Annotated in this window: 20 protein-coding genes and 1 pseudogene; 9 read left to right on the top strand and 12 right to left on the bottom strand. The window is 56.8% G+C overall.

Annotated features, from left to right (window positions below):
* Positions 1–226 precede the first annotated feature (226 nt).
* Entirely contained in the window at positions 227–1,174 is a 948-nt protein-coding gene (locus B9A24_RS13250) for a Rossmann-fold NAD(P)-binding domain-containing protein (RefSeq protein WP_084446497.1), read from the bottom strand.
* A gap of 66 nt (positions 1,175–1,240) precedes the next feature.
* Between B9A24_RS13250 and B9A24_RS13245 the strand changes: the two genes are divergently transcribed.
* A complete protein-coding gene (locus B9A24_RS13245) occupies positions 1,241–1,477 on the top strand; it encodes a hypothetical protein (RefSeq protein ID WP_084446496.1) in 237 nt (78 codons plus the stop codon).
* An 84-nt stretch (positions 1,478–1,561) separates the two neighbouring features.
* Here the strand turns inward: B9A24_RS13245 and B9A24_RS13240 are convergent, their stop codons facing one another.
* From B9A24_RS13240 to B9A24_RS13205, 8 genes are all read right to left on the bottom strand, one after another.
* On the bottom strand, positions 1,562–1,852 hold the full coding sequence (locus B9A24_RS13240; protein WP_084446495.1) for a GIY-YIG nuclease family protein: 291 nt from the start codon (positions 1,850–1,852) through the stop codon (positions 1,562–1,564).
* Positions 1,853–1,996: 144 nt separating this feature from the next.
* Positions 1,997–5,227 carry a carbamoyl-phosphate synthase (glutamine-hydrolyzing) large subunit gene (carB, locus tag B9A24_RS13235; protein ID WP_084446494.1) on the bottom strand — a complete coding sequence of 1,077 codons (3,231 nt, stop codon included), beginning with the start codon at positions 5,225–5,227 and terminating at the stop codon, positions 1,997–1,999.
* A gap of 72 nt (positions 5,228–5,299) precedes the next feature.
* Positions 5,300–5,659, bottom strand: a complete 360-nt coding sequence (locus tag B9A24_RS13230; protein ID WP_084446493.1) for a hypothetical protein — start codon at positions 5,657–5,659, stop codon at positions 5,300–5,302.
* 62 nt (positions 5,660–5,721) lie between these two features.
* Positions 5,722–6,795, bottom strand: a complete 1,074-nt coding sequence (gene carA / locus B9A24_RS13225) for a glutamine-hydrolyzing carbamoyl-phosphate synthase small subunit (protein WP_084446492.1) — start codon at positions 6,793–6,795, stop codon at positions 5,722–5,724.
* A 130-nt stretch (positions 6,796–6,925) separates the two neighbouring features.
* Complete coding sequence (locus B9A24_RS13220; RefSeq protein WP_084446491.1) at positions 6,926–8,089, bottom strand: aspartate aminotransferase family protein; 1,164 nt, start codon at positions 8,087–8,089, stop codon at positions 6,926–6,928.
* Positions 8,089–9,072: an N-acetyl-gamma-glutamyl-phosphate reductase gene (argC, locus tag B9A24_RS13215; protein ID WP_084446490.1), complete on the bottom strand. Its 984-nt coding sequence runs from the start codon at positions 9,070–9,072 to the stop codon at positions 8,089–8,091. The genes B9A24_RS13220 and argC overlap by 1 nt, the downstream gene beginning before the upstream one ends.
* The gene (argG, locus tag B9A24_RS13210) at positions 9,059–10,246 is read right to left on the bottom strand and encodes an argininosuccinate synthase (RefSeq protein WP_084446489.1); all 1,188 of its coding nucleotides are present in this window, start codon (positions 10,244–10,246) and stop codon (positions 9,059–9,061) included. Before argG ends, argC begins: the two co-directional genes overlap by 14 nt.
* A 200-nt stretch (positions 10,247–10,446) precedes the next feature.
* Positions 10,447–11,016 carry a GNAT family N-acetyltransferase gene (locus tag B9A24_RS13205; protein ID WP_084446488.1) on the bottom strand — a complete coding sequence of 190 codons (570 nt, stop codon included), beginning with the start codon at positions 11,014–11,016 and terminating at the stop codon, positions 10,447–10,449.
* A gap of 585 nt (positions 11,017–11,601) precedes the next feature.
* On the opposite strand from B9A24_RS13205, the gene argB reads away from it, so the two are divergent.
* The 4 genes from argB (at position 11,602) to B9A24_RS13185 (ending at position 16,034) form a co-directional block, all read left to right on the top strand.
* On the top strand, positions 11,602–12,384 hold the full coding sequence (gene argB, locus B9A24_RS13200; RefSeq protein ID WP_084446487.1) for an acetylglutamate kinase: 783 nt from the start codon (positions 11,602–11,604) through the stop codon (positions 12,382–12,384).
* A complete protein-coding gene (locus tag B9A24_RS13195; RefSeq protein WP_084446486.1) occupies positions 12,372–13,439 on the top strand; it encodes a M20 family metallo-hydrolase in 1,068 nt (355 codons plus the stop codon). The genes argB and B9A24_RS13195 overlap by 13 nt, the downstream gene beginning before the upstream one ends.
* A gap of 3 nt (positions 13,440–13,442) precedes the next feature.
* A complete protein-coding gene (argH, locus tag B9A24_RS13190; protein ID WP_084446485.1) occupies positions 13,443–14,747 on the top strand; it encodes an argininosuccinate lyase in 1,305 nt (434 codons plus the stop codon).
* A 111-nt stretch (positions 14,748–14,858) separates the two neighbouring features.
* Positions 14,859–16,034, top strand: coding sequence for a ribonuclease D (locus tag B9A24_RS13185; RefSeq protein WP_084446484.1), 1,176 nt, complete (start codon positions 14,859–14,861; stop codon positions 16,032–16,034).
* Positions 16,035–16,212: 178 nt separating this feature from the next.
* Here the strand turns inward: B9A24_RS13185 and aceA are convergent.
* Both aceA and aceB read right to left on the bottom strand, forming a co-directional pair.
* A pseudogene (gene aceA, locus B9A24_RS13180) lies at positions 16,213–17,496 on the bottom strand (isocitrate lyase).
* A 228-nt stretch (positions 17,497–17,724) separates the two neighbouring features.
* Positions 17,725–19,353, bottom strand: coding sequence for a malate synthase A (gene aceB, locus B9A24_RS13175; protein ID WP_234997252.1), 1,629 nt, complete (start codon positions 19,351–19,353; stop codon positions 17,725–17,727).
* A 180-nt stretch (positions 19,354–19,533) separates the two neighbouring features.
* Between aceB and B9A24_RS13170 the strand changes: the two genes are divergently transcribed.
* From B9A24_RS13170 to mltG, 3 genes are all read left to right on the top strand, one after another.
* Entirely contained in the window at positions 19,534–21,021 is a 1,488-nt protein-coding gene (locus B9A24_RS13170) for a helix-turn-helix domain-containing protein (protein ID WP_084446483.1), read from the top strand.
* 116 nt (positions 21,022–21,137) lie between these two features.
* A complete protein-coding gene (locus B9A24_RS13165; RefSeq protein WP_084446482.1) occupies positions 21,138–21,917 on the top strand; it encodes a class I SAM-dependent methyltransferase in 780 nt (259 codons plus the stop codon).
* A 39-nt stretch (positions 21,918–21,956) separates the two neighbouring features.
* The gene (mltG, locus tag B9A24_RS13160) at positions 21,957–23,030 is read left to right on the top strand and encodes an endolytic transglycosylase MltG (protein ID WP_084446481.1); all 1,074 of its coding nucleotides are present in this window, start codon (positions 21,957–21,959) and stop codon (positions 23,028–23,030) included.
* Between the two features lie 85 nt (positions 23,031–23,115).
* Here mltG and B9A24_RS13155 read toward each other — a convergent pair whose 3' ends face one another.
* Positions 23,116–24,588 (bottom strand): hypothetical protein, encoded by a 1,473-nt coding sequence (locus B9A24_RS13155; protein ID WP_084446480.1) that lies wholly within the window; start codon positions 24,586–24,588, stop codon positions 23,116–23,118.
* Between the two features lie 225 nt (positions 24,589–24,813).
* Here B9A24_RS13155 and dtd point away from each other — a divergent pair, with 225 nt between their 5' ends.
* Complete coding sequence (gene dtd / locus B9A24_RS13150; RefSeq protein WP_084446479.1) at positions 24,814–25,263, top strand: D-aminoacyl-tRNA deacylase; 450 nt, start codon at positions 24,814–24,816, stop codon at positions 25,261–25,263.
* Positions 25,264–25,290 lie beyond the last annotated feature (27 nt).

The raw sequence follows: 25,290 nt of genomic DNA, 5'->3' as shown, positions 1-25,290 counted from the left end.
TTTCTTTTTTGGTTAAATACTATTGCGCCGAAATCCGTGGGAGCTAACCAATTGCTTTATAAGCACTTACTAATAGTTAGTCTGCTCATGCGGGACTCGCCCTATATTGTTGCCTTTGCGCTATTCCGCTACACCACCCCGCGCAACCGGCCGAACCCCACACTCCGCTCCTACGCCGCCTTTCCACCGCTAACGACCCTGGCTTTTGCTAAAGTACTGATTCCGGCTAGGATTTCAAGAGTTCATGCAACACCGTCTGCATAGAAAACACCCGGTTGCCGGCTTCCTGAATCACGAGCGAGTTCGGCGAGTCGAGAATGGCGTCGGATACTTCCACGTTGCGGCGCACGGGCAGGCAGTGCAGAAACCTGGCGTTATGAGTTTCGGCCAGGTGCTCGGGCGTGAGCATCCAGGCGGGGTCGTTGCTGAGGACCTGGCCGTAGTCGAGGTAGCTGCTCCAGTTCTTGGCTTGAACGAAGTCGGCGCCTTCCAAGGCTTTGCGTTGATCGTACTCGATATGGGCTCCTTTAGTGAACTGGGGGGCTAATTCGTAACCTTCGGGATGAGTGATGACGAAGTCTACCCAATCCACTTCCGAGAACCAGTCAGCGAAAGAGTTGGGCACGCACTGGGGCAGGGCGCGCACGTGCGGAGCCCATGTCAGCACCACTTTCACGCGCTCCTTCTGCTTGTGCTCGGCTACTGTAATCAGATCGGCAAACGACTGCAACGGGTGCAGCGTGGCGCTTTCCAGGCTGATAACGGGCACGGTGGCGTACTTCAGAATCTTGTTGAAAACTTCCTCGCTGTAGTCGGCCTCGCGGTCCGTGAGCGTGGGGAAGGTGCGCACGCCCAGCACATCGCAGTACTGGCTCATCACGGCAATAGCCTCCTTGATGTGCTCCTGTGTGCCGCCGTTCATCACCACGCCATCGGCCATTTCCAGCGTCCAGGAGTCGGCCCCCGCGTTGAGCACCCAGGCTTGCGCGCCGAGGTTGTAGGCGGCTTTGATGGAGCTGAGCCGGGTACGCAGGCTGGGGTTGAAGAAAATCAACCCCACGGTTTTGTTCTTGCCAATGTGCTGGTAGCCGTACGGATTCGCCTTGACTTCCAGGGCTTGCTGCAACAGGGCCTTGTAGTCGCCCGCATCGGCGAAGGAGGTGAAGTTTTGCATATTTAGGAGACGGAATCTGAAGCTTATATCTTGTCAGGAGTTTGTATTTAAATCTCTTGCTTAGTTATGCGAATCCAAGATGTCAAGGTTGGGGATTTTATTGAGCTAGATGGCTTATTGGGCGTTGTGGTCGGAATTATTCCCAACGAACATGGTAATCTTGAAGACCATCTAGTTATTTGGTTCGGAGCCGAATCACAAAAACGTATATCTCAAGGTGGAGCAGGAAATCCCATTCCCGAAGTTTGGACAGTGCCAGCAGAGTATTGCAAACCTGCCCAGCCACCAGTATTTCGTCATTAATTCTGAAGCTATTCGGAGGTCAGATAAGTTACTATTAGAGTGTCATGCTGAGCTTGTCGAAGCATCTCTACCGCTCCGTTGGGGTCATCTTGTCCACGTTTCTAAATCAATAACCTGCCAAGTCGGATTGAATGCTGTAATCAACATATCTTTCTTGTGGCGTGTCCAGCCTTTCAGCTGCTTTTCCCGTGCAATGGCCTGTGTGGCATCCGGGCACAACTCGAAGAACACAAGCAAATCCGCCTGATACCGGCCGGTAAATTTTCCGGCGTCGCCTCGGCCACTGCTGTGCTTATAGAGTCGCCGTATGAGGTCGTTGGTAACGCCGATATACAGGACGGTTTGGGTTGGATTAGTGAGGATGTAAACGTACATACGGTTACAATACAAAGAAAACCAGACCGTCATGCTGAGCTTGCCGAAGCATCTCTACCACGCCGTTTGAATAGCACCACAACAAAGCAGTAGAGATGCTTCGACAAGCTCAGCATGACCGTCTTTTTTCCTTAATTCTGCCAGTTACATCGCCTTATACTCGTTCCAGCTCTTAATCTTCAGATCCTCCAGCTTCAGCGTACAGAAGGCCTGAATGAATGCTTTGGCCAGCCGCGCATTCGTTAGCAAGCCCACGCCAAAGTCCACGGCGGTGCGGCGGATTTTGTAGTCGTTGTCCAGTTCGCCTTTCGAGAGGTTCTTGGGGATGTTAATGACTAGGTCGATTTTCTTCTCCTTGAGGTAAGTCAGTACGTTGGGCTCCTGGTGGTCGTCGGGCCAGAACAGGAGGCTGCTGGGCACGTTGTTTTCGGCGAAGAATCGGTGCGTGCCCTGGGTGGCGTAGATGGTGTAGCCGTGCTTCACCAGTAGCTCGGCCGCCGAGAGCAAGGCCACTTTCGACTTGATAGGTCCGCTGGAAATCAGCACCGACTTCGCGGGTATTTTATACCCTACGCTCAGCATCGATTTCAGCAGGGCTTCCTCAGCGGTGTCGCCCAGGCAGCCCACCTCGCCGGTGCTCACCATATCCACGCGCATGACCGGGTCGGCGCCGGGGAGGCGGGTGAAGGAGAACTGGGGGGCTTTTACACCCACGAAGGGCAGGTCGTAGATTCGCTCGCTCTCGTCGCGGGTCACTTTCTTGCCCAGTAGTACCTGGGTGGCTTTTTTGATCAGGTTGTTGCCCGAAATCTTCGATACGAACGGGTAGCTGCGGGAGGCGCGCAGGTTGCACTCAATCACCCGGATTTCGCCGTCTTTTTCCAGAAACTGAATATTGAACGGGCCGCTGATTTCGTAGCGCTTGGCCACCTTCTCGGCAATAATTTTGAGCTTGCGGATGGTGCCCACGTACAGCTTCTGGGGCGGGTAGTACATGGTGGCGTCGCCGGAGTGTACGCCGGCAAACTCCACATGCTCGGAAATGGCGTAGCTCACGATTTCGCCCTTGTCGGCCACCGCATCCAGCTCAACTTCCTTGGCTTCCTGAATAAATTCCGACACCACTACCGGGTATTCGGCGCTTACTTCCTTGGCAGCTTTCAAAAATTCCTCCAGCTCGAAGTTGTTGGAAACAACGTTCATTGCTGCCCCCGACAAGACATAGGAAGGCCGAATCAGCACCGGGAAGCCCACTGCCTGCACAAACATCAGCATGGCATCCAGTGAGGTCAGCTCCTTCCAGCGGGGCTGCGCAATGCCCAGCTCGTCCATGATGCTGGAGAACTTATGACGGTTCTCGGCCTCGTCAATGCGGAAAGCCGTGGTACCCAGAATAGGCGCGTTGGCTTCCTCCAGTCGGGTAGCCAGGTTATTCGGAATTTGCCCCCCAGTGGAGAGAATAAGGCCCCCCGGCTGCTCAAATTCCAGAATATCCATCACCCGCTCGAAGCTCAGCTCCTCGAAGTACAGCCGGTCGCTGACGTCATAGTCGGTGCTGACGGTTTCGGGGTTATAGTTGATGATGATGGTTTTGTAGCCCTCTTCGGCAGCCGTCTGCACGGCCTGCACGCCGCACCAGTCAAACTCCACGGAGCTGCCAATGCGGTACACACCCGAGCCCAATACCACCACCGACTTATCGGTTTCGGGCTCCAGGTCGTTTTCAGTGCCGTGGTAGGTGGTGTAGAGGTAGTTGGTTTTGGCAGGAAACTCGGCCGCCAGCGTGTCAATCTGCTTAATGACGGGCAGCACGCCCAGCGCCTTGCGGCGGGCACGCACCAGCAGCTCGTCGGCTTTTACGTCGCCTTCGCCGAGTAGCTTCACGGCTATTTGCTGGTCCGAGAAACCGGCTTTCTTCACGTCGCGCAGCAGCTCGGTTTCCAAGGCACCTAAGCCGCTGCCGCGCTTCTCTGCGAGCTGGGTGCCGAGCTGAAAGATGGTGTACAAGCGCTGCAAAAACCAATGGTCGATTTTGGTCAAATCATGCACCTGGTCCAGCGTGTAGCCGGCTTCAAATGCCAGATTAATGGCGAAGATCCGCTCCTCGTTCGGCTCGTTGAGCAGCTTGTCGATGGTGGCGGTATCCAGGTCTTCAGGCTTATTAGCCACGAAGCCGCGCTTGCCGGTGTCCAGCATGCGCAGGCCCTTCTGAATAGCTTCCTCGAAGGATTTACCGATGGCCATGACCTCGCCCACGCTTTTCATAGCGGAGCCAATCTGCCGGTTCACGCCCTCAAATTTGCCCAAGTCCCAGCGCGGCAGCTTCACTACCACGTAGTCCAGGGCCGGCTCAAAGAAGGCCGACGTCGTCTGCGTCACGCTGTTTTTCAGCTCGGCCAGCGAGTAGCCCAGGCTTAGCTTGGCCGCCACAAATGCCAGCGGATAGCCCGTCGCCTTAGAGGCCAGCGCCGAGGAGCGGGACAGGCGGGCATTCACTTCAATTACACGGTAATCCTCCGAAACGGGGTCCAGGGCATACTGAATGTTACACTCGCCCACGATGCCCAGGTAGCGAATGGTCTTGATGCCGATGCTGCGCAATTTGTGGTACTCACGGTTGCTCAACGTCTGCGAGGGCGCTACCACGATGCTCTCCCCGGTGTGAATACCGATGGGGTCGAAGTTCTCCATGTTGCAGACCGTGATGCAGTTATCGTACTGGTCGCGCACCACTTCGTACTCCACTTCCTTCCAACCCTTCAACGATTCTTCCACCAGAATCTGATCGGAAATCGTGAAAGCCTTCTGGGCCAGGGCCCGCAGCTCGTCCATGTTATTAGCGAAGCCGCTGCCCAGGCCACCCAGCGCAAACGCCGCCCGCACGATAATCGGGAAACCAATTCTCTCAGCGGCCTTCAGCGCATCCTCAATGCTGGTTACGGCCTCGCTACGAGCTGAGAATACGCCAATCTGGTCGAGCTTCTCCTTGAAAATATCCCGGTCCTCGGTATCGATGATGGCCTGCACGGGCGTGCCCAGCACCTTCACGTTGTACTTCTCAAACACACCGCCGCGGAATAACGCCACGGCGCAGTTCAGAGCAGTTTGCCCCCCAAAGGCCACCAGAATGCCATCGGGCTGTTCCTTCTTAATGACCTCCTCCACGAAGAAAGGCGTCACGGGCAGAAAGTACACATCGTCGGCAATGTTGTCCGACGTTTGCACGGTGGCAATGTTGGGGTTAATGAGGATGGTGCGGATGCCCTCCTCTTTCAGCGCCTTAAGGGCCTGGGAGCCGGAGTAGTCGAACTCTCCGGCCTCGCCAATTTTCAGCGCGCCGGAACCGAGGATGAGAACTTTGTTGGGTTTGTTCATGTGCGGAACCCCACCCCCCGGCCCCCTCCCCGGTGGGGAGGGGGAGCCAGACGACTTGTGGGTTTATGTTTTTTAAACTTCTACTGAAGCTGATTTTGCAAAAGGGTTTTCCTTAGCGAGGCTCTGTTCGACGAAATCAATAGCGGCTTGCGGATTATCGAAATACCTCTTTTCGGTATTGTCGTAGCTTGAAACGGTGTACTGGTCTTGATGAAAATACAAGCACACAAACTCGTCAGATTGCCCACGCTCATTAGCATCATAACATTCTAGTCCCAAGCGCCCTAAACTGATATATGGCAGCAGCTGGCGAAGGCTTCTGGAAGCTCTGCAAGCATCCAGAAACTCTATGGTTTTCTGAGGATGAAAATGCAGCGAAAACTCGGCTAGACGGAGGCGTATCTGATGCCATTTCTTATTATTTTCAACCATAACCCGCTAATTAGATTACGTGAATTGAAGCCCCTCCCCATCGGGGAGGGGTGGGGGTGGGGTTAGCGGTTCTTATACTCCGCCACCGCCTTCAAAAAATCATCAAACAGAAACTCCGTATCCTCCGGGCCGCCGGCGGCTTCGGGGTGAAACTGAGTGGAGAAGAACGGCTTGGTTTTGTGCTTAATGCCTTCGCAGGTGCCGTCGTTCAGGTTTTCGAACAGCATGTCCCAATCGGCGGGCAGCGTATCGGTATCGACGGCGAAACCGTGGTTTTGACTGGTGATATAGCAGCGCTGGGTGCCTGAAAGCTTTACTGGCTGGTTGTGGCTGCGGTGGCCGTATTTTAGCTTGAACGTATCGCCGCCGGCCGCCAGGCTCATGAGCTGGGAGCCCAGGCAGATGCCGAAAATGGGCTTGTCCTGCAGCAAAGCGGTTTGGAGGTGTCTGATAGTTGCCTCGCACATCTTTGGGTCGCCGGGGCCGTTGCTCAGGAAGAGGCCGTCGTAGTCGAGTTGGGTGAAGTCGTAGTCCCAGGGCACGCGGATCAGCTCCACGTCGCGGTTGAGGAAGCAGCGGATGATATTGGTTTTGGTGCCGCAATCCACCAGCACGATTTTGTGCTGACCAGTACCGTAGTGCTGCACGCCAGGGGGGCTTACCTGAGCTACCAGGTTTTCCTGGTTGGGGTTGTAGAGCGGCACGTCGACTTCGGCTACAATCTTACCCAGCATAGCGCCTTTCTCGCGCAGCTTTTTGGTGAGCATACGCGTGTCCACGCCGAAAATGCCGGGGATGTTGTACTCCTTGAGCCAGTCGCCGAGGCTTTTGGCGGCGTTCCAATGGCTGTGCTCCTCAGAGTAATAGTTGACGACCAGCCCGGAGATATGAATCTTGTCCGACTCGAAAATATTGGAGATCGACTCGTAGAGCTCTTCGCCTGGCACACCGTAGTTGCCCACCATGGGGTAGGTCAGCACCAGGATTTGTCCTCTGAACGACGGATCCGTCAGGTTTTCGGGGTAGCCCGTCATGGCCGTGCTGAATACAACTTCGCCCGCGGCTGAGGTGTGCGCCCCGAACCCAGTTCCTTCGATTTCGGTGCCGTCTTCGAGGATTAGCTTTACTTGTTTCATATCAGCGTGGACCTCACCCCCTAGCTCCCTCTCCTCGGGGAGAGGGGGGACTAGTTTCTAGTTTTTAAGGCCAGAAAGTTCGGCTGGTGATGAGGCGAGAAAAGGGGGGATGGAAACTACTTTTTTAGAGCTAGTTCCCCCTAGCCCCCTCTCCTGCGGAGAGGGGGCTAGGGGGTAAGGTCCGGTAGAGCGCCGCCAGAAACCTATCAACATCGGCCTTGGTGATATTGAGCGGGGGCAGCAGACGAAGCACAGTTGGGTCGGAGGCGTTGCCGACGAAGATGTGGTGCTCCGTCAGCAGCCTGTCGCGCAGGTCCTTGATGGGAAAGTTATACTTGATGCCTACCATCAGCCCGCGGCCCCGGATTTCCTGGGCACCGGTGTTAGCTTCCAGCTCGGCGCGCAAGTAGCCCCCCAGCTCATCGGCGTGAGCTATCAGATTTTCTTGTTCAATAACTTCCAATACCGCCAGTGCGGCGGCGCAAGCCAGATGGTTGCCGCCAAACGTAGTGCCCAACAGGCCATAGGAAGCCTTTAGCTCCGGCGAAATCAGGATGCCGCCGATGGGAAAGCCGTTACCCATGCCTTTGGCCACCGAAATAATATCGGGTTGAATACCGGCGTGCTGGTGGGCAAAGAAGCGGCCGCTACGCCCATAGCCGCTTTGTACTTCGTCAGCAATGAGCACGACACTATGCGTTTTGCATAGCGCCGCGAGGCCTTGCAGAAATACATCGGAAGGCCGTAAAATGCCCCCCACACCTTGAATCGGCTCGATAATGACGGCGCAAACTGCTTCACTTTGCATTACTCGCTCTACTTCGGCCAGGTCGTAGCCGACGAAAGAGATGCCGTGGCCCGCGTTGAAGGGCGCTACAATCTTGGCGTTATCGGTGGCGGCTACGGCGCCGGATGTGCGGCCGTGGAAGGCTCCTTTGAAAGCAATAACATGCTTTTTGCCGGTGTGAAACGAGGCCAGCTTCAGAGCATTTTCATTGGCCTCAGCCCCGGAATTACACAGAAACAAACTGTACTCTGGGTAGCCGGAAACTTCGCCCAGCTTCCGGGCCAACTGGGCCTGAATTGGAATCTGCACGGAGTTGGAGTAAAACCCAATCTGGCTGAGCTGCTCGCTGATGCGGCGGACGTAGTGCGGGTGGCTGTGGCCGATGGAAATAACGGCGTGGCCGCCGTAGAAATCCAGGTACTCCTGGCCGTTTTCGTCCCACAACGTTGCTCCCAGAGCCTTTACCGGCGTGATGTTAACGAGTGGGTAAACGTTGAATAAATCCATTAGAAAGCGACTGATTTGAGCTGAAGTCCTTCATTTTCCTCCCACCCAAAGAGCAGGTTCATGTTCTGCACAGCCTGCCCGGAGGCGCCCTTCACCAGATTATCCAAAGCGGATGTGATGAGCAGCTGCTTGCCGATTTTCTGCACATGCAGCACACACTTGTTGGTATTCACTACCTGCTTCAGGTGAATTTCCCTGTCTGATACCGTAGTGAAAGGAGCATCGACATAGAAATCCTTGAACAGCTTCCGCGCCTCCTCCTGACTTAGCTCGGAAGGCGTGTACACGCTGGCGAAAATGCCCCGTGAGAAGTTGCCGCGGTACGGAATGAAGTGAATATCACCTTCCAGCTGCGGCTGTAGCTGCGTCAGGCTCTCTCCTATCTCGCCGAGGTGCTGGTGCGTGAAAGGCTTATAGATAGACACGTTATTAGTACGCCACGAGAAATGCACCGTCTCCGACAAGCTCTGCCCCGCACCCGTAGAACCAGTAATTGCCGATACGTGCACGTCGCTAGTAAGCAGGCCGGCTTGCGCCAAAGGCAGCAAAGCGAGCTGAATAGTCGTGGCAAAGCAGCCGGGATTGGCAATGTTCTGCGCAGATTGAATGGCAGATTTATTCAGCTCGGGCAAGCCATATACGAAGCTTCGTCCAGCCACCTCTTTATCAACATTCAGCCGAAAATCATTACTTAAATCAATGATTTTGGCTTCTGCGGGCACAGTGTTCTTCTCCAGAAAACTGCGGGAATTGCCGTGACCCAGGCACAGGAAAACCACCTCTTCGTCGCCGTTCAGGTCGCTTTGAAAGCGCAGGTCGGTTTCGCCCACTAAGTCGTCGTGTACCTGATACACGGGGTTGCCGGCATTGGAAGAGCTGACCACCGCGCTGATCGTTACCTGCGGATGATACAGCAGAATGCGAATCAGCTCGCCGGCCGTGTAGCCGGCCCCGCCCACAATGCCTACCTTAACTTTCGCCATTGAAGCTGCCGTGAATTTTGAGCTGGTTGCTGAATATTTTGATGAAACCCTGCGCATCGCGGGCATCCCAGGCGTCGTTTTCCTCGCCGTAGGTCGCTACTTTGGAGCGCATCATATCAAACTTGGAATCAATGCCTTGCAGCTCAAATTGGTAGGGCTTCAGCTTGATAAATACCGTGCCCGACACCCGCGCCTGCGACGACTCTAGGAAAGCTTCCATGTCGCGCATCACCGGGTCGAGGTACTGGGCCTCGTGCAGGAGCGTGCCGTACCAGTTGGCGATATAGTCCTTGTGTAGCAGCTGCCAGCGCGAGGACGTGTGCTTTTCCAGCAAATGGTGGGCTTTAATGAGCATCAGCGCGGCCGGTGCCTCGAAGCCTACGCGGCCTTTAATGCCCAGAATCGTGTCGCCTACGTGGATGTCGCGGCCGATGGCGTAGCGGCCCGCCAGCTCGTTCAGCGCCTGAATAAGTTCTACGGGGGGCATTTTTTGACCGTTCAGCGCCACGGGTTCGCCTTTTTCGAAGGTGACTTCGATAGTCGTAGGCTCGGTTTGCTCAAGCTGGGTAGGATAAGCCGTTTCCGGCAGGGCCTGGTGCGAAGTCAGCGTTTCCACGCCGCCCACGCTGGTACCCCAGATGCCTTTGTTGATGGAGTATCGGGCTTTTTCCCAGCTCATTTCTACGCCGTGGCCGCGCAGATACTCAATCTCGGCCTGGCGGCTGAGCTTCTGGTCGCGGATGGGCGTAATGATTTCGGTGTGGGGGGCAATTACGGAGAAAGCCACATCGAAGCGCACTTGGTCGTTTCCGGCACCGGTGCTGCCGTGGGCGATGTAATCGGCTTTATGCTCACGGGCGTACTCGGCCAGTGCCAGGGCCTGAAACATGCGCTCGGCGCTCACGGAGAGCGGATACGTGTCGTTTTTCAGCACGTTGCCGAACAGCAGATAGCGCAGACAATCCTGGTAAAACCGCGCCGTGACGTCGATAACCTCGTGCTTGCTGGAGCCCAGCTCATAGGCCCGCGTCTCGATTTGTTGCAATTCTTCGGCAGAAAAGCCCCCCGAGTTGACAATGACCGTGTGTACTTCCAAGCCTAACTCTTTGGTCAGATACACCACGCAGTACGACGTATCCAGGCCGCCGCTGTACGCTAAAACTACTTTTTTCATTTGTTGGGAATGACGGTTATAAGGCGGTCATGCTACGGTCGTGTTATGCTGAGGAACCGAAGCATCTCTACCGCTTCGTTGAGTTACCATCGCAACAAAGCGGTAGAGATGCTTCGGTTCCTCAGCATAACCGCCTTTTTGTTGGTAAAATAGTACCACGCACGCGAGATGCTTCGACAAGCTCTGCATGACGGCCGCTTCTATTTCTCCTGACTTAAAATCTCAATACTCTGCTGGCTGAACTGGTCGTTGAGCGTATCGTAGACCATGCCCGTGCAGAGGCACATTTTGCGCTCATTCTCCATCAGGATGGGGTAGTTTTTGCAGCTGGAACAACCCTTCCAGAAGTCGTCGCTCCGCGTTAGCTCCGTGAAGGTCACGGGCTTATATCCTAGCTCGGTATTAATCTTCATTACCGCCAGGCTGGTGGTAATACCGAAAATCTTAGCTGCCGGGTATTTGGTGCGCGAAAGCTTGAACACCTCGTGCTTGATGGCGCGGCCCAGGCCTTCCTTGCGCAAAGCGGTATTCACGATCAGGCCCGAATTGACCACAAATGTGTTGTCCTCGTAGGTTTCGATATAGCAGAAACCAGCCAGCTCGTTGTCGATAAAGGCAATAATAGCGTCGCCCTTCACCATTTTCTGGCGAACGTAATCGGGGTTGCGCTTGGCGATGCCTACGCCCCGCTGTTTGGCCGATTCCTCGTACCATTGACAAAGTGTTTCCACGTACCGCGCGTCGTCGGCATTGGCTACGCGTATTATCATGGGAGTAAAACTGGGGTGCCTGATGGCAGATAGTACAAATTGAGAGCAAGAAGGGCGGTCCTTACGGACGAGGATACACGGCAACCGGAACCAGTTCGGGAAGTAAACCCAGAAGAAAGGGGGTGGTTGGCTTACGTCTCGCCAGGGCAGCAAAAGCTGTCAACCAGGCAAGATAAGGCACACTATAGCTTACACTCGTGTCAAAGGATGATTCGTGAACGTTCTCTTCAATGGGGTTCTTTGGGAGGGCCCCATGCCGGTTTTTATCGATCTAAAAACGCAGGCAGATTATTGCAGCCAGCTCTTAAGCTGGCATTGTTCGCACGGCCAAAGTGGGCCGCGGCAGAAGTGCAATAGAAGAGAGAAGAATCATGATAGGTACCGTAGTACGGAGTGAGATTGTGCGGTTTAAATTGAATAGGCCGCTAAATCGTTGCAAAACTAGATGTTTTTTTTTGGAAACTTTACCCGGCCGGCTTTAAAACACTGTTAAGCCGATCCGGTGCCGGTGCTGGCGATTCGCCGGATTAGTTACAAACTCAGCCACATGGACCTGAGCGCCACCTTTACCCTTTCTCTACCTGCATGAGCGAAGTCCTGAAAATTTTCAAGATCGGGGGCGGAATTATTGACGACCCCGACCAGCTTCGCTTCTTTCTGGGCGAGCTGGCGCGGGTGGGGGGCAAAAAAATTCTGGTCCACGGCGGCGGCAAGGGGGCCAACGAGCTGCTGGCCAGCCTGGGGATGCTGCCCAACATGATCAACGGCCGCCGCATCACGGATGCGGTCACCCTGGACGTGGTAACCATGTTCTACGCGGGCAAAACCAACAAGCAAATCGTGGCCCTGCTTCAGCAGGCGGGCGTAAATGCCCTGGGCCTCTCCGGTGCCGACGGCAACGTTATTCGGGCCAGCAAGCGGCCCGTGGGGGAGGTTGACTACGGCTTCGTGGGCGACTTGCAGAAGCAAAACATCCACACTGACTTTATCGAGCTGCTGCTGGGGGGCAATCTGATGCCCGTTTTCTGCGCCATCACCCACGATGGCCACGGCCAGCTGCTCAACACCAACGCCGATACCATTGCCAGCACCTTGGCCCGCGCTCTGGCCGGCCGCTACCAGGTAGAGCTGCATTTCTGCTTCGAGAAAGATGGCGTGCTGGCCGACGTGAACGACGAAAGCTCCGTTATTCCCCAAATCACGCCCACGCTCTACGCCGCCTTGAAAGCCCGCGGCACCATTGCCGCCGGGATGCTGCCCAAGCTCGACAATGCGTTTGCGGCACTGGATGAGGGCGTAGCGAAAGTCATCATTGAAAACGCATTGAAAATCAACGAGCCGGTAAAAACGATTGTATGCCGCGCCTAATCGAGCAGCTTACCGAAGGGGCCATTGCCTTATTGATTCAGCTTATTCAAACGCCTTCGTTTTCGCGGGAAGAAGACAAAACGGCTGATTTGATTTTTGCCTTCCTGACGACGCACGGTGCTCAGCCTCAACGCTCGGGCAACAACGTGTGGGCCGTCGCCCAACAATTTGCCCCCCACAAGCCCACCATCCTGCTCAATTCCCATCACGATACCGTGAAGCCCGGCACAAGCTGGACCCACGACCCGTTCGGGGCCGCGCGGGAAGGCGACAAGCTCATTGGCCTGGGCAGCAATGATGCCGGGGCAGCAGCGGTAAGCCTGCTGGCTGCGTTTCTTTATTTTCAGGAGCGGGAAACCGCCTTCAACCTCATCTGCGCTATCACGGCCGAGGAAGAAGTTTCGGGCGCGAATGGTATTCGCAGCATTTTGCCCCACTTGGGTAAAATTGACCTGGGCATCGTCGGTGAGCCAACCCAGATGGACCTGGCCATTGCCGAAAAAGGCCTGGTTGTCTTGGATTGCGTAGCCCACGGCCGCACCGGCCACGCCGCCCGCGACGAAGGCGAAAATGCTCTTTACAAAGCCCTGGACGATATGCAGTGGGTGCGCAGCTACCGCTTCCCCAACGAGTCGAAGCTGCTGGGGGCGGTGAAAATGACGGTGACCCAGGTGCAGGCCGGCACCCAGCACAACGTAGTGCCCGATACCTGCCGGTTTGTGGTCGACGTGCGGCCCAATGAGCTATATTCCAATGAGGAAATCGTGCGCGTCGTGCGGGAGCACCTGCGGGCGGAAGTCACGCCGCGCTCGGTGCATCTCAACTCCTCGCGCATAGCCCCCACGCATCCGCTGGTGCTGCGGGGGGCAAATCTGGGCCGGAAGCTGTTTGGGTCTGCTACTCTCTCCGACCAGGCCGTGCTGCCGTTTGACACGGTCAAGATAGGCCCCGGCGACTCGGCCCGCTCCCACACCCCCGACGAATACATTTACCTTAGCGAGGTGAGGGCCGGAATCCGAGGCTACATCGAACTGCTGGAAGGCTTTAGTTTTTGAGACATGAAAATCTGGGAAAAAGGCACGGCCGTTGACGAGAAAATAGAGCGGTTCACGGTCGGCAAAGACCGGGAGCTGGACATGTACCTGGCGCACTTCGACGTGCTGGCCTCCAAAGCCCAGGCCATCATGCTGGCCAAAGTCGGCCTCATTTCAACGGAAGAAAAAGACCAACTACTACAAGGCTTTGGTGAGTTAGAAGCCGAAATTGCCGCCGGCCGCTTCGTTATTGAAGACAGCTTCGAGGATGTACATTCGAAAATCGAGTTTTACCTCACCGAGAAGTTTGGCGACGCGGGCAAGAAGATTCACACCGCCCGCTCCCGCAACGACCAGGTACTGACCGCCATTCAGCTTTTTCTGAAAGACTACACCCGGCAGGCCGCCGCCAAAATCATGGCGCTGGTGGATATTCTGCTGCAAAAAGCCGAAACCCACCAGGCCGATCTGATGCCCGGCTACACTCATTTTCAGGCCGCTATGCCCAGCAGCTTCGGCCTGTGGTTTTCAGCCTACGCCGAGCATCTGCTGCTGGATATTGCCCTGTTTGAAGCCGCGCACACCGTCGCCGATCAAAACCCGCTGGGCTCGGGGGCCGGCTTTGGCAGCAGCTTCCCCATTGACAGAAAGCTTACCACCCAGGAAATGGGCTTCGGGCAGCTGGCCGTAAGCGCGGTGGGCGCGCAGATGCTGCGGGGCAAAACCGAGAAGACGCTGGCTTTTGCCCTGGCGGGCGTGGGGGCCACGCTCTCCAAGCTGGCCTACGATCTGGTGCTCTACAACAGCCAGGATCTGGCCTTCGTGGAATTGCCCTCCGCCTTCACCACGGGCTCCAGCATCATGCCCCACAAGAAAAACCCCGACGTGTTTGAGCTCGTGCGGGCCCGCTGCAATGCCTTGCAGGCGCTGCCCAACACGATTACGCTTTGCGTGAACAACCTCCCCAGCGGCTACCACCGCGATTTTCAGCTGCTGAAAGAGCTGCTGTTTGAGCCGATGATGCAGTTCGTGGATATTCTCGATATACTCATTTTCGCTCTTCCGCAGCTCAGCATCAAGCCCGACCTGCTCAGCCAGGCCAAGTACGACGGGGTGTTTTCGGTGGAGAACATCAATCAGCTTATTCAGGCCGGGGTGCCTTTCCGCGAGGCCTACCAGCAGGTGGGGCGGGCCGTAGACGACGGCAGCTACGTGCCCCACCGCGAGTTTATGACCACGCACCTGGGCAGCATCCATAACCTGGGCCTGGCCGAAATCCGGGCGAAAGTGGAGCAGGTGCGGCAGCACAGCGCCGTGCTGAGCCGCTGATGCCCACTGCCGGCCGCGCCGTTGCTTTTGCCCCCCACTCCTGCCTACCTTTGATAAAATGCCCCCCGGCCTTGCCGCCTGGTGTGGGCTCTGTTTTTTGTCTTGATTTCCATGTCACAACCCGATATACACTACCTGACAACTCCGGCGGCCGTGCAGGCGGCAGCCGATGCCATGCGTCCCGCCCCGCGCATCGCGGTGGACCTGGAGTTTGATGATATGCGCCACCGCTACGGCCGCAATCTCGCCCTGATCCAGATCTTCGACGGCCCCAGCGTTTACCTCATCGACCCGCTTCCCCTTACCAATCCGGCCCAGGACCTGGAGCCCATTTGGGAGCTACTGCGCGACCCGGCCATCGAGAAGGTATTTCACAGCTGCAAGTCTGATATTCTGCTGCTTGATGAGCTATATGGTGTACACGTGCGCCACATCACCGATACCAGCGTGCAGTACACGTTGCTGGCTGAGGCCGACAACAATATCTCCCTGGGTCGGCTGATTCAGAGTGAGTTAGGCCTGGAAGTGGATAAGGGTGAGCAGAAGTCGAACTGGCTGAAGCGCCCGCTTACGGATGCGCAGAAGGTGTACGCGGCCAACGACGTCATCTACCTGTTTGAGCTGGCCGACCGCCTCACGGCCAAGCTGGAGGCCTTGGGCCGGGCTCATTGGGCCACCGAGGAAAACGCGGCCCTGGAAACGGTGCGCTATACCCGCGACGAGCGGCCTTACCTGCGTATTGCCGGCAAATACCGCATTCTGCCCGACGAGCTGCCCTTGTTTCGCGACCTCTACCTGCTGCGCGACCAGGTAGCCAAGCAGCTCGACCGGCCGCCCTATATGGTGTTCGCCAACGACCGCCTCTCGGAGCTAGTACGCACCACGCCCCGCGACCTCAGCGACTGGAAAGCCGCCCGCGGCCTTCACCCCGAGCTGAAGCGCGCGCCCTACCTCGACCAGCTCGCGGCGCTCTCGGCCGATACGTTTGTGCCCGCGCCCGAGCCGGCCGCCACGGGCGAGCAGCGGCGCTTTCCGTTCCGGCGGCGGCTCAACGGCCAGAAAGCGGCTCAGGCCGACGCCCGCGAGCAGCTGCTGCTTCAGCTCAAGGCCTTTATCACGACCGACATCAACGGCTTCGTGGCTAATCTGGTGCTGTCCAACCGCCTCGTGGCCGACATCGTGGAGCTGGGGGCCGGCCAGGTACTCCGACCATGGCAGCAAGCCATCCTGCGCGAAACCGCTGAGCGGCATTCGCTTGATTATGGGCTGATTGCGGAGCCCTTCTAAATCGCGGATGTTGCAGATTTATTTGATTGCATTGATTCTAGAAGGGAACTGTTTATTTGGCTTCAAGCCATAGTTTGTTAATAAAAAAGCCCCCCAGACCGTACTGGGGGGGCTTTTTTGATGGCGGCACAATCATTCACGAATCTGTGCGATTCAATAAATCTGCAACATCTGCGATTTAGAATTGTGCTTCTTCCGTGGAGCCGACCAGCGCGGCCGTGCTGGTTTTGCCCCCCGACACCACGTTTTGCACCGCGTCGAAGTAGCCGGTGCCCACGGAAGACTGGTGCTTCACGGCTTTGAAACCCTGCTTTTGCAAAGCAAACTCCCGCTCCTGCAACTCGGAGTAGCCGGCCATGCCCCGGTCGCGGTAGGCTAGGGCCAGCTCAAACATGCTGGTATTCAGGGCATGGAAGCCGGCCAGGGTGATAAACTGAAATTTGTAGCCTAGGGCCGCCAGCTCTTCGCGGAAGCTTTCCATCTGCTCCACGCTCAGCTTGCTGGCCCAGTTAAAGGATGGCGAGCAGTTGTAGGCCAGCAGCTTGCCGGGGTACTGGGCATGAATAGCTTCGGCAAACTGCCGCGCCTGCGCCAGGTCGGGGTGCGACGTTTCCATCCAGATCATGTCGGCGTAGGGCGCGTAGTAGGCCAGGCCGCGGGCAATGCACGACTCCACGCCGGGCCGTACGCGGTAGAAGCCTTCGCTGGTGCGGCCGTCCTCACTGAGCACGAAGCGCAGGTCGCGCTCATCCACGTCGCTCGTGATCAGGTCGGCGGCATCGGCGTCGGTGCGAGCCACGATCAGCGTGGGTACGCCCAGCACGTCGGTGGCCAGGCGGGCGGCGACCAGCTTGTTGATAGCTTCCTGAGTGGGCACGAGCACTTTGCCCCCCAGGTGCCCGCATTTCTTGGCCGAGGACAGCTGATCTTCGAAATGCACCCCGGCGGCCCCGGCCTCAATCATCATCTTCATCAGCTCAAAGGCGTTCAGATTACCGCCAAAGCCCGCTTCCGCGTCGGCCACGATGGGCACCAGCCAATGCACGTCGCCGTCACCGGTCAGGTTCTGAATCTAATTGGCGCGGAGCAGCGCATTATTGATGCGCTTAACTGCGTTGGGCACGCTGTCGGCAGGGTAGAGGCTCTAGTCAGGGTACATCTGACCGGCGCCGTTGGCATCGGCGGCTACCTGCCAGCCGCTGAGGTAGATGGCGTTCAGGCCAGCCTGCACTTCCTGCACGGCCTGGTTGCCGGTAAGCGCGCCCAGTCCGGCCACGTACTCCTCCGAGTGCAGCAGCTGCCACAGCCGCTCAGCGCCCTGCCGGGCCAAGGAATACTCAATCTTCATGGAATTTTGCAGCTTCACTACTTCCTCGGCGGTATAAGGCCGGCTAATGCCCTGCCAGCGCGGATTACTGGTCCAGTCCTGGTTGATGGCGGCAATGCGTTCGGGCTTGTTCATGGCGGTTTATGGTTAAGAATTAGCGTTAAAAAAGGGCTAAGCATGTCCATGCTGCTCAGGAAAGCGGCTTTTTCGCAGAGAAAAGAGGAAATCGGTAAGCGGGCGGGGTGGTACTACGACTTTTTCTGTCGTAGTACCACTATCGTTGTGGATGTCTGCCCCAACGTGGGTCGTTCAACGATAGTGGTACTACCAACCGCTCCTCGGAATTGGTAGTACCGCGGCGACCTAGGCTAGTTGTTCGTAAGCCGGTAGGGTTAGAAACTCGGTGAATTCCTTGGTCGTCACAAGACGGTCGAAGAGGCGGGCGGCTTGTTCATAATGGCCTTGCGTGAAATTCTCCTCTCCTATTGCTTTGCGCATAAGGGCTATCTGATCGGTGATGAGCGAACGGTACAGTTCCAGCGTGACGGGGCGGCCATCCTCTAGGGTGGTACCAGGCGTGTGCAGCCACTGCCACATCTGCGCCCGTGATATTTCGGCGGTGGCGGCGTCTTCCATTAGATTATAAAGCGGCACGCACCCATTGCCTCCCAGCCATGCCTCGAGGTACCGAATAGCCACGTCGATATTCAGGCGCAGGCCGGCTTCGGTAATGGTGCCTTGCGGCGCTTGCACCAGGTCGGCGGCAGTTACGTGCACGTCTTCGCGCTTGCGCTCTATCTGGTTGGCACTGGGCATCAATTCATTGAATACCTGCAAGGCGATGGGCACCAGACCCGGATGCGCTACCCAGGTTCCGTCGTGGCCGTTTTTGGCCTCGCGTACTTTATCCTGCCTGACTTTTTCCAGTGCGGACTCGTTGGCATCCGGGTCATTTTTGATGGGAATCTGAGCGGCCATGCCCCCAATGGCGTGCACGCCGCGCCGGTGACAGGTCTGGACAACAAGCTGGGAATAAGCCGCCATAAACGGCACCGTCATGGTTACCTGGGCACGGTCAGGCAGGCGGAAATCGGGGTTCAGGCCCAGGCGCTTGATATAGGAAAAGATATAATCCCAGCGCCCGCAGTTCAGACCCGCCGAGTGGTCGCGCAGCTCATACAATATCTCGTTTAACTCGAAGCTGGCGGGCAGCGTCTCAATTAACACCGTTGCTTTAATACTGCTTTTTGGAATCTTGAGCGACCATTGGGCAATGCCAAACACATCATTCCACAGCCGGGCCTCCAAGTGACTTTCGATTTTGGGAAGGTAAAAGTAAGGGCCGCTACCCCGCGCCAGCAGTTCGTGGGCATTATGGAAAAAGTATAAGCCAAAGTCAAACAGGGCGGCGCTGATGGGCTCGCCATCCACCAACACATGTTTTTCGAGCAGATGCCAGCCGCGCGGCCGCACAATGAGCGTGGCGATTTCCTCATTCAAGCGATATTCTTTCGTGGGTGTGCTGAGCGAAATAGTGCGGCGTACCGCATCACGCAGGTTAATTTGCCCCCCAACGACGTTGGCCCAGGTAGGAGAATTCGAGTCCTCCAGGTCGGCCATGAACACTTTGGCGCCTGAGTTCAGGGCGTTGATAATCATTTTGCGCTCCGCGGGCCCGGTGATTTCCACACGGCGGTCGAGCAGATCGGTGGGCAGGGGCGCTACGGTCCATGGCTTTTCACGGATGAGCCGTGTTTCGGATATAAAATCGGGGAGCTTGCCGGCGGCAAATTCTTTTTGGCGTGCTACGCGCCGGGCCAGCAAGTCGCGGCGGGTGCGGTCGAAGCGCCGGTGCAGCTCGGCAACAAAGGCTAACGCAGATGGCGTCAGAATTTCGGCAAACTCTGCTGTATATGCACCTAGCACTTTTACCCGCTCGGGGGCCAAATACTTCGGGAGTGATACTAGCATGTGCGGCTCGGAGAAGGTCATAGCTGAGAGTGGTTTGGCGGGTTGAATACACTATGCACCAAACATAACTAAGCGAATTTTATTAAACAAGCGAATATTCGCTAATATTTAATAATCGCTCACAAAGCGTAGATTTGTCAACCTTTCAACACTAAGTATCAAGACGGAAGGAACAAGGCGTCCCGTCGCATCTATATTAATATGCTTAGTCACGGTCAGATAGTACGATTGATTTTTGGGTTGAAGCTTCGTGAGTTGCGGCAAGAGCGAGGGCTGACTCCCGCCGAGATGGCCCGCGCCTGCGATGTATCGGTCTCGTACCTCAATGAGATTGAGAAAGGCAAGAAATATCCGAAGGCGGATAAAATACTGAGTCTGAGTAAGGTACTAGGCGTGAGCTACGATCAGCTTACATCGCTTACGCTGAGCCGTAAGCTGGAGCCCATTTCGGAGCTGCTCCAGTCGGACTTGCTCAAGGAGTTTCCGCTGGAGATGTTTGGGCTGGACCCAATGCGCATCGTGGAGCTGATTGCGGATGCGCCGGCCAAAATGAATGCCTTTATCAGCACCTTGTTTGAGATTGGCCGCAACTACGAGATGCGGCAGGAGCATTTTTTTCTGGCGGCTCTGCGCTCCTACCAGGAAATGCACGACAACTATTTTGAGGAGTTGGAGCAGGATGTACGCACCTTCACGGTAGAGCAAAAGCTAAACGCCGCCGCGCCCTTCGACACGCGCCAGCTGGAGCGCGTACTGACTGATAAGTATGGATACTCACTGGACCGCAGCCTGTTAGATGAATATGCTTCGTTGGGACGGTTACGGTCGGTGTTCCAGCCCAAAACCCGCCGGCTGTTGCTGCGGCCCGGCTTGAGCAGTGCGCAGGAGGCTTTCGTACTTGGACGGGAGGTAGCGTTTCACTATCTCAACCTGCGCGAGCGGCCGTATGTGAATGCCAGTTTCCCAGTGCGCTCTTTCGATGAGGTACTCAATAATTTTAAGGCCTCTTACTTCGCCGGGGCGCTGCTGATGGAGGAAGAAGCCCTGGTGCGGGATTTGCAAAAGCTGTTTGACGCCACCAAATGGGATGAAAGCCAATGGCTGAGCTTGCTGACCAAGTATAATGTGTCGCCGGAAATGTTCATGCAGCGCCTGACTAATCTGCTGCCCCGGCATTTTGGCCTCCAAAGCCTGTTTTTCCTGCGCTTCGATCAGGCAAACGCTACGGCACCTTACGAGCTGACAAAGGAACTGCACCTTTCGCGCCTGCACAACCCGCACGGCAACGAGCTGCATGAGCACTATTGCCGGCGCTGGATTTCGCTGCGCCTGCTGGCCGAGCTGCGCCTGCAAGCGAAGCCGGGCGCGCCCACGGTGGCCATTGGCGCCCAACGCTCCCGCTATTACGGCACCGATAACGAGTATATCTGCCTGACGCTGGCCCGCGCCTCGACCGCCACGGAGCCGGCCGTGAGCGTAACGGTTGGGCTGCTCTGCGACGAGAACCTGAAGCGCAAAGTTCGTTTTATCGGCGACCCGGCTATTCCGCTGCGCATCGTGAATGAAACCTGTGAGCGGTGCTCCATTCCTGACTGTGAGGTGCGCTCGGCCCCACCCCTAGAAATTGAGCGCCAGCAGCGGCGGCAGCAACTGGCCGAAGCGGTAGCCACACTGGTGCATGGCGGGTAGGGGCGCGTGGTACGCGCCCGTCGTCGAACGATGCTCCGGGGCGGCATACCTAAACCATCACTACACGTAAAACACCTAAACAACAACGGGCGCGTGCAAAGCCCCCCTACCCAAAAATGCCCCCCAGCTCCGCCAAAGAACAATTTGACCGCCAAGCGCCGCACTATAATGCGCAGTGGAACTCCTGGACGGCCTCTTCCCTGGAATGGCTGCTGGCACAGGCAGCGTGCCATTCCAGGGATACGGTCTTAGATGTGGCCACCGGTACGGGCTTTACCGCGCTTGCATTTGCCCCCCACGTCCAGTCGGTGGTGGGGCTGGATGTATCGCCGGGAATGCTGGCGCAGGCGCAGCGGAATCAGGTTGCACGCGGCCTTACGAATGTGCGCTGGCAGGAGGGCGCCGCAGAGACAATACCTTTTCCAGATGCTAGTTTTTCCGTGGTTACGTGTCGGATTGCGCCCCATCATTTTCAGTCGGTACCGGCTTTCCTGGTTGAAGTGAATCGAGTACTGCTTCCTGGGGGGCGTTTTTTGCTGGCTGACACTACTATTCCTGATGATGATCCAACAACAGGCCAGTGGCAAAACCGCGTGGAAACTTTCCGCGACCCCTCGCACGCCCGCAACCTTGCCCCGAGTGAGTGGCGGCAAGCGCTAACTGACGCGGGGCTAACGGTACAGGCAATGACTTTAGCGGGTGGCACTACGCCCATGTCGCTGAATGACTGGCTGGAAAAAGCGGGTTGCGTGGATGAGGCAGCCGCGGCCGTACGCCAAGCCTTCGCCGAAGCGCCACCCGCCGCCGTAGAAGCTTTTCAAATTCGGGTAGAGCCCCCCGATGAGTATACTTTTGTGTGGCAGCGCCTCGTTGCGAGAGCAGAAAAGCCTGGATAGGCGCCCACGTTAATACGCATTTGTTGATACGAATCAGGTTTGAATAAAGTAGCTTCTTCTCACTCCCCAAATCGGCGCTGGCGCTGGCTGGGGGGCATTTTTCTGGCCGTCGTCTTCGTCTTGGCAGGCACGGGGCTGTATGCGGCCTGGCGCGTACGGTGGAAACCCAACGTGGCCGTTTCGCCTTTTGGGCCCGCATATTTGTATATCCATACGGGTTCTTCGTTTCAGGCGGTGCTCGACTCTATTCGGCGGCAGGAGTTGCTACAGGAGCCGGAAACCTTTGTTTGGCTGGCAGAACACCGGGAGTATGCGAGGCAGGTGCGGCCGGGCCGGTATCGGTTGGAGGCCGGCTTGGGCAATGATGCCTTGCTCGATAAGCTGATGAACGGCGAGCAGGATACGGTTGCTTTTGAGCTGAACGCCTTCAAATACAAGCCGCAGCTGGTAGGTCAAATTACCCCCCAGCTAGAAGCCAACTCAACTACGCTGCGCGCTTTGTTGCAGGACGACAGTTTTTTACGCCGCCGCTACCAGCTCGACACCACTACGGTGCTGACCATATTTTTGCCTGGTCCTTATCGATTCCTGTGGAACACTTCTGCTGAGCAATTTCTCGATTCAGCAGCTGCGGTTCATCGTCGCTTTTGGACACCGGAGCGCCGCCAGCGGGCCGATTCTTTAAAGCTCTCGCCAGCGCAGGTGCATGTGCTGGCCAGCATTGTGCAGCGTGAAACGGCTAAGCCGGAGGATAAGCCCATTATTGCCGGCGTGTACCTTAACCGGCTGCGCCAGGGCATGCGCCTGCAGGCTGACCCGACGCTACTGTGGGCCATTGGCAACTTCGGGGTACGGCGCGTGCTCAACAAAGATAAATTCGTGGATTCGCCTTATAATACGTACAAGCACAAAGGGTTGCCCCCCGGCCCCATTACCTCGGCTAATCGGCAGAGCCTGAACGCGGTGCTCAAGCCCGCCGCCCACGACTACCTTTTCTTCTGTGCCCGCCCCGACTTTAGCGGCTACTCCGATTTTGCTGCCACCTACGCCGAACACCGCCGCAATGCCCGCCGCTATCAACGCACGCTCGATAGCTTGAAGATTCGGCGGTAGAGCTATTTGGGGGATCGTAATGTTATCTCTTCTTAACCGTCATGCTGCGCGCTGCGCCGCATGACGGTCTTATAAATATATCCACTTACTCGAGCCGGATTAACCGCAGCTGCAAAGAGTCGCGGGCGGCGGCTTGCTGGCGGGCTAGGGTCTGGTGATACGTCAGGCCGGTATACTCTGAGTGTTCCAGAAAAAGTAGAGGTGAGGTGAGCTGTAACTCGGGCCAGGCAGCTACCGCCGGTTGGCGACGCAATGCCTCAAACCGCTGAACGCCGGCTACGCGCCAGTAGGCATCAAGCAGGACATAGCGGTAGCTTTGCTGACGCAGGGCAGGTAGTTGCTTTTCATCGGTAATGACAACTACTGGCATTGACGCGACGAAAGGTGCTGCCCCTTGCCCTATCGTGCTGAGCAGCTTAGCAACTCGTTGATTCCGCAGCCATTCTGCCACCTTCGGATAATTAGTGGGCGCATACGAATACACTTCGCGCTCAATGCGGTACACGTTGAACCCAACTGCCAGCAGCACCAGCACGCCCAGGACTTTACCAGAAACCAGGCGGCGCAGACTCAGAAAGGTCAGCGCGTAAAAGACGCCATACGCCAGCAGCAGCCCGCGGGGGGCTTTTATAAGCAGCGACATGCCCGCCAAAAAACAGTAGCCCCACACGGCCAGGTAGCGCGCTAGGTTAGGCAGCTGTTGCCGCTGAAACAGCTCCCGCCGCCACAGCACTGGTGCCACCAGCAACGTCAGCAGCACCAGCGGCGACTCAAAGTCGCGCAGAAAGTAGAAGTAGTAGAGTAGGTCGAGGTGGAAGATGCCGACGTTACCGGCCAAGTTGGGCTCGCCGCGCATGATCAGGCCATAATACACGGCCAGCCATTGGCGCTGCAAAGGCAACCCTGCTACTAAGCTCACCAAGCCCAGCACCACAAAAGGCGCGACTAAGATTGCTATGACTCGCCAGGCGTTACCGCGCCGAAGCAACAGGTCATCGGCGGCCAGCAGCTCGAAAGCGACCAGAATCGGAACAGTGAATAAAAAGCGGTAATTAAAGCCGATTCCCAGCATGAGCCAGACGGCTGCCCGCAGCAGGGTTTGGCGGCTGGGCACCTGTAGGCGATGATAATAAGCCCGTAGCAGACCGGCAAACACCAGCAGATTACCGGAATTCATGGTGAAGTCGCGGCCGGAGAAGGTCAGGAATACCGAGGTACCGATGAACAGGGCTAACCCAGCCGTTTGCCACGCGGAAAGACGAGCTTCACGCCCGACGAACGTTGCCAGGCTGCCCACTGCCACCACCGACAATAAGGCGTTGGCGTGTTGTAGAAAGTGAAAATTGCCCCCCAGCCATACCAAAGGGGCGATAATCAGATAAAACAGCGGGGCACCCTGGTGAAACAAGTGCGTTAGGTCGCCCGCGGCTACTTCCCGCACGATTTGCCAGTTATACACCGAATCATAATCGGGCAGGGCGGCGCCTGCCAGTCCGTACAGCCGCACGGCCGCAACCACCAGTAAAGCCAGAAACAGGAGCAACAAACGCTGATTCAAGGGGCACCTAACCGTTAACGATGAGCGACCCAGATCAGGCCCTTTCATTTGAGAAGGCAAGATTAAGGCTTTACTTGCGGTGGTACTACGAACCGCTCCGCGGAATTCGTAGTACCATTATCGTTGCTGACGTTCGAGCCTAGATTGAATGAGTCGTTCAACGATAGTGGTCCTACGACAGAAGGAGTCGTAGGACCACGCCACACACTTTGTTCAAGCTCAACAATGCGCGTAGTAGTTCAGCGGGTGCGGGAGGCCCGCGTGGTAGTAGAAGGCCGGACGGTAGGAGAAATCGGACCGGGGCTGCTGGTGCTGGCCGGATTTGCCCCCCACGATGATGCCCGGTCGCTGGATTGGATGGCGCGCAAGCTGGTGCAGCTCCGCATTTTCTCCGATGAGGAAGGCAAAATGAATCGTAGTGTGCAGGATGTCGGGGGGCAAATTCTGGTCGTGAGTCAGTTCACGTTGCTCGCCGATGCCCGCAAAGGCAACCGCCCCAGCTACATCGGTGCCGCCCCGCCGCCCGTGGCCGTCGCGCTGTATCAGCAGTTTGTGCAGCAAGTAGAAGGACTGCTCGGCAAATCCGTGCCCACCGGCGAGTTTGGGGCGGATATGCAGGTAAGCTTGCTCAACGACGGCCCGGTAACGCTCGTGCTTGATTCGCCGCCGAGCTAACATCAACTCAACTTTTTATTTCCCCTT

Source organism: Hymenobacter roseosalivarius DSM 11622, assembly GCF_900176135.1.
In the GTDB taxonomy this organism is placed as follows: Bacteria; Bacteroidota; Bacteroidia; order Cytophagales; family Hymenobacteraceae; genus Hymenobacter; species Hymenobacter roseosalivarius.
The sequence above is the reverse complement of the archived record's forward strand: the minus strand, read 5'-3'. Positions and strand labels throughout refer to the sequence as shown.